This is a genomic window from Faecalibacillus sp. TM498 (genome assembly GCF_020589955.1).
GTDB lineage: Bacteria > Bacillota_I > Bacilli_A > Erysipelotrichales > Coprobacillaceae > Faecalibacillus > Faecalibacillus intestinalis.
In genome coordinates, this window is sequence record NZ_JAJDKB010000141.1 from 1 (window position 1) to 628 (window position 628).

Annotated in this window: 1 protein-coding gene; it reads left to right on the forward strand. The window is 24.5% G+C overall.

Features of this window, described 5'->3' with window-relative positions:
- On the forward strand, positions 1–628 hold a 628-nt coding region (locus LJD32_RS15045), incomplete at both ends, for a hypothetical protein (RefSeq protein ID WP_227403845.1).

Consider the following 628-nt stretch of genomic DNA (forward strand, 5'->3'; position numbering starts at 1 on the left):
ATAATCTTCAAAGATTATTACCATGTGGACAAAATTTATTTTGTCCCTTTTTTATGACTGTTTTTTCTACGATTACTATTGGAAGTCTTTTTATAAATGAAAGTGGTTTTTTAATAGTCGTTACAAGTATAGTGATAATTGCTTTTCTTAAGATTTTTGGACAAAAGATTAATATTGAAAGTATTATTATTTGTTTTTTATCTTTAATTATTGATGTTGCTTGTGATGTTTGCGCCTTAATTATTGGAAATTTGGTAAATTCTTATATAAATATATTCTCGTTATCTTTACCAGAAATGACAGTTTTGTCTAAAATTTTATTTTTAATAGTTGTGTTACTTTTTTTAAAACAAAAAGTAACCTATGATACCAATCTGAACACTAAAAGATGGCTAACAATTGTTATTATCATATTGATATTGCTTGTTGTTGCGTATCTTCTAGGAATAAGTTATGTATTTGATAATGCTAATGTATTGGTAAATTTATTTTGTGCTGCTTTGGTTTATGTGGCAATTATATTGATTTTTAATATTTACGGAAAACTTTTAAAAGAAAATGAAGAATCGACACGTATTCGTTTAAAAAATGAAGAGATAAGATATAAGAAAGAAAATGAAAAAGTGCT